The sequence below is a fragment of the uncultured Paenalcaligenes sp. genome (assembly GCF_947630565.1).
GTDB classification, from domain to species: domain Bacteria; phylum Pseudomonadota; class Gammaproteobacteria; order Burkholderiales; family Burkholderiaceae_B; genus Paenalcaligenes; species Paenalcaligenes faecalis.
On sequence record NZ_CANRIC010000082.1, the window covers coordinates 1 to 3,988 of the forward strand.

4 protein-coding genes are annotated in these 3,988 nt (G+C 47.3%); all 4 read right to left on the reverse strand.

The annotated features are described in order from the left end of the window. Positions 1–514: SCO family protein (locus Q0Z62_RS10615; RefSeq protein ID WP_298054400.1), on the reverse strand; the 514-nt coding region annotated here is incomplete at its 3' end. 15 nt (positions 515–529) lie between these two features. Beyond that, positions 530–2,599, reverse strand: a complete 2,070-nt coding sequence (locus Q0Z62_RS10620; RefSeq protein ID WP_298054404.1) for a M3 family metallopeptidase — start codon at positions 2,597–2,599, stop codon at positions 530–532. 27 nt (positions 2,600–2,626) lie between these two features. Continuing rightward, the gene (gene folD / locus Q0Z62_RS10625; protein ID WP_269901929.1) at positions 2,627–3,484 is read right to left on the reverse strand and encodes a bifunctional methylenetetrahydrofolate dehydrogenase/methenyltetrahydrofolate cyclohydrolase FolD; all 858 of its coding nucleotides are present in this window, start codon (positions 3,482–3,484) and stop codon (positions 2,627–2,629) included. A gap of 1 nt (position 3,485) precedes the next feature. Next, on the reverse strand, positions 3,486–3,988 hold a 503-nt coding region (locus tag Q0Z62_RS10630; RefSeq protein ID WP_298054410.1), incomplete at its 5' end, for a response regulator.

The following is a 3,988-nucleotide window of genomic DNA, read 5'->3' on the forward strand; positions in this document are numbered from 1 at the left end:
TAGCATCAAAAAAATACACGCCGCGGCTATGTGAGACTTCGTAGTCATTCGGATTAGAGGAGCGAGGCTTCTCTATTTGAAAGGCAACCCGATAGCGACGTGCTAAATCAGCAATTTGTTTCTCTGTGCCTGTTAGACCAATTGCATAGCGATCATCAAAGTTTTCTACGTACTCTTGTAGCATGTCGGGGTTATCACGATGAGGGTCTACGCTCACAAATAAAATCCGCACTTTCTGTGCCTCATCACCTAGCTTTTCCATTACATCAGCCAGTTGAGCCATAGAGGTAGGGCAGATGTCAGGGCAGTTCGCATAGCCAAAAAACATGAGCACAACTTTGCCACGCATGTCTTTTTCAGTCAGCGTTTTCCCCTGAGCGGCTTGGAGTGTGAATTTTAAATCCGGCATAAAGCCGCGTATTGGATGAATTTGCGAATTGGCATGGACTGATACACTACCAACTAAAAAAAATAGTGCAATGAGTCCAAACAAATAACGTTTTATGTATGTCATGGGGGTTATCATCTGCTATTGAACAGCAGCTTCCGTGAGGCCGCTGTGGCGTAATAACGCCTCAGCAGAGGGCTCACGACCACGAAAAGCCGCAAAGCTTTCTGCTGCAGGGCGAATGCCTCCAATGGCTAAGACCTCATCACGAAAACGCATTCCAGTGGTTGAGTCCAGTGTATTGCGGCTACCATCGGACAGAGCGACTGCATTTTCTTCAAAGGCGGCATACGCATCTGCAGATAGGACTTCGGCCCATTTGTAGCTGTAGTAGCCTGCACCGTAGCCTCCGGCAAATAAATGAGAGAAAGCGTGTGGAAAGCGGTGCCAACTAGGAGGAATAACAACGGCCACTTCTGAGCGCACCTGATCTAAGGTGTTGAGGACTGCTGTGATGGATAAGCCTGTGGATTGATTGTGAATCAGCATATCAAATAAAGAAAACTCGATTTGGCGCACCATTTGCATACCGCTTTGAAAGTTTTTTGCAGCTAGCAGTTTATTGTAAAGTGCGAGCGGTAATTGAGCGCCTGTATCTACGTGCGCTGACATTTTTTGAATTACAGGATATTCCCAACAGAAGTTCTCCATAAACTGTGAGGGTAGTTCGATGGCATCCCATTCCACTGCTGCAAAGGCAGACACATCGGGCTCATCAACCGTGGAAAGTAAGTTGTGTAGAGCATGACCGCTTTCATGAAATAAGGTAATAACATCATCGTGCGTTAGTAAAGCAGGCTTGCCATCTTGGGGTGAGCTGAAGTTGCAAACTAGATAGGTGACAGGTAGATGTAGATCGTGATTGATACGACGGCGGCTGCGTTCACTGTTTACCCATGCGCCCCCTTGTTTTCCAGCCCGAGCATATAAGTCCATATAGAGATAACCAATGGGCTGTTGATCCTGATTAATGACCTCAAACGCGCTCACATCCGGATGCCAGACCGAGAGCGTGGTTGGTTTGAACTGCACTCCAAATAACTGCTGAGCGACGTCAAAGAGTCCATTGAGAACTTGTGGCTCAGTAAAGTATTGCTTGATTTCATCTTCAGAGTAAGCGTATTGAGATTCGCGTAATTTTTCAGAGACAAAGGCAGCATCCCATGGTTGAAAATCGCTAATACCTAATTCGATAGCGTAGGCTTTGAGTTGCTCTAGGTCTTTACGAGCAAAGGGGAGGGCGCGTTGAGCCAAGTCACGTAAAAAATCAATGACTTGATCTGCTGTGTCTGCCATACGTGTTTCAAGACGTAGTTCTGCAAAGGTATTGAAGCCTAATAGAGCGGATTCCTCTGCACGTAAGCGAAGTAGTTGCTCTATTACTTCAGAGTTATCGAGTTCTGGTTTTTGCGCCTGATCTGAGGCAATGGTGGCGTAGGCTTTATAGACTGTATGACGTAGATCCCGATTCGTTGCATATTGCATAACGGGTAAATAGCTCGGCATCTTTAACGTGATTTTCCATCCTGCTTTGTCATCCGCCTGTGCTGCCTGCGCAAAAGCGGCTTTGGTATCGGCTGGAATACCCTCTAATTGGGACTCATCAGTAATATACAACGCCCATTGATCCATGCTGTCTAAGACGTTTTCTGAAAAGCGTTGTGACGCTACAGCTTGCTGCTCTGAAAGCTCACCATAACGGGCTCTGGCCTCGCCTTGAAGTTCAACCCCACCCAAACGGAAATCACGTAAGGCTAATTCAATGGCGCGTTTTTGCTCAATATTGTAAGAACTAAACTCGGCGGACTGAGCTAGTTGCTGATAGCGTTGGTATAGGCTTTCGTTTTGCCCTAACCATGTTGAGAATTCAGTAATCTGGGGTAAGCACGCCGTCTTGGCTTCGCGTAGCTCAGGACTGTTAATCACGGAGTTTAGGTGTCCAACCACGGTCCAAGCCCGCCATAGTTGCTCAGTCGCATTATTGAGGGCTGTGACCGTGTTATCCCAGGTAGCCACAGGTTGACGGTTAAGATCATTAACAGCTGTTTTAGCCTGCGTTAATAATTGCTCAATGGCGGGCACAACGTGCTCGGCGTTAATTTGAGCATAATCGATCAGCTGAGAGATAGGGGCTAACAGGGGGTTGGACATATTACAACTCGCTTTTTGGTTGAAATTTTATAAACAGCGTTCGGCGGCTTCGGTGGTGTTGACTAATAACATGGCAATGGTCATTGGCCCTACGCCACCCGGCACGGGGGTAATAGCGCTGGCTACGGCTTGGGCTGATTCATAATCCACATCACCCGCTAGCTTGCCATTATCAAGGCGGTTAATACCGACATCAATCACGATCGCCCCCGGCTTAATCATGTCACCAGTAATCATATTGGGACGGCCTACGGCAACCACAAGTACATCAGCGCGACGGGTATGTGCAGCTAAATCCTTGGTTTTGCTGTTACATACGGTCACGGTGGCACCTTCGGCTTGAAGCATTAAGGCCATTGGTTTGCCAACGATATTACTGGCGCCAACGACGACGGCTTCAGCGCCGCGCAAGTTAACACCCTCATCCTCTAGCATCTTCATCACACCATAAGGGGTGCAAGGGCGAAACAACGGTTTACCTGTCAAGAGTAAACCCGCGTTACTAATGTGAAAGCCATCAACATCTTTAGTGGCTGCAATGGCCTCAATAACCGCGTGCTCATCTAAGTGAGAGGGTAAGGGCAATTGCACTAAAATGCCGTGTACTGTTTTGTCATGATTGAGTTTGTTAATTAGCTCGAGCAAATCAGCTTGGGAGGTCTCTGCAGGTAAACGAATTACATCTGAATTCATACCGGCTTGCTCGCAAGCTAAGGCTTTGTTGCGTACATAGACTTGTGAGGCTGCGTCTTCGCCCACTAGCACTACAGTAAGGCCAGGGGTGATGTCTTTGCTTTTTAGCTTTAGAACACGTTCAGCCACGTCGGCACGAACTCGCTGAGCTAAGGCTTTGCCGTCAATGGCACGCGCACTGCTGGAACTCATATTAATTTTCTCCGGATTTGGTCAAAGCAATTTTCATTAAGTCAGCGACAGTGGTGACTTCAAGTTTTTCCATAATATTAGCGCGGTGCGCTTCAACGGTTTTAATGCTGATGTTTAAGTCACCTGCAATTTGTTTATTTAAACGGCCAGCAACAATGCGCTCAAGTACTTGTTGTTCACGAGCGGTTAGACGGGATAGAACCTCATCATGATTGCGTTGTTGGGCGGCTTGAGAGGCAAGGTTGGCGGCTTGATCAATCATGCGGGCCACAATAGCGCGTAAGTCAGCCTCATTAAATGGCTTCTCAAGAAAGTCCACAGCACCTTTTTTCATGGTGGAAACAGCCATAGGCACATCACCATGGCCAGTGATAAAGACCATAGGAATGGTTGATTTGCGTGCAATTAATGCTTCTTGAAGCTCTAAGCCACTCATGCCAGGCATACGCACATCCACAATGAGTACCCCCGCAAGATCTGGTTCGTAGTGTTGTAAGAACTCTT

Bases quoted from the DNA above. Each gene is read 5' to 3' on its own strand.
- Q0Z62_RS10620 (WP_298054404.1), bottom strand. From the start codon at position 2,599: ATGTCCAACCCCCTGTTAGCCCCTATCTCTCAGCTGATCGATTATGCT.
- folD (WP_269901929.1), bottom strand. From the start codon at position 3,484: ATGAGTTCCAGCAGTGCGCGTGCCATTGACGGCAAAGCCTTAGCTCAG.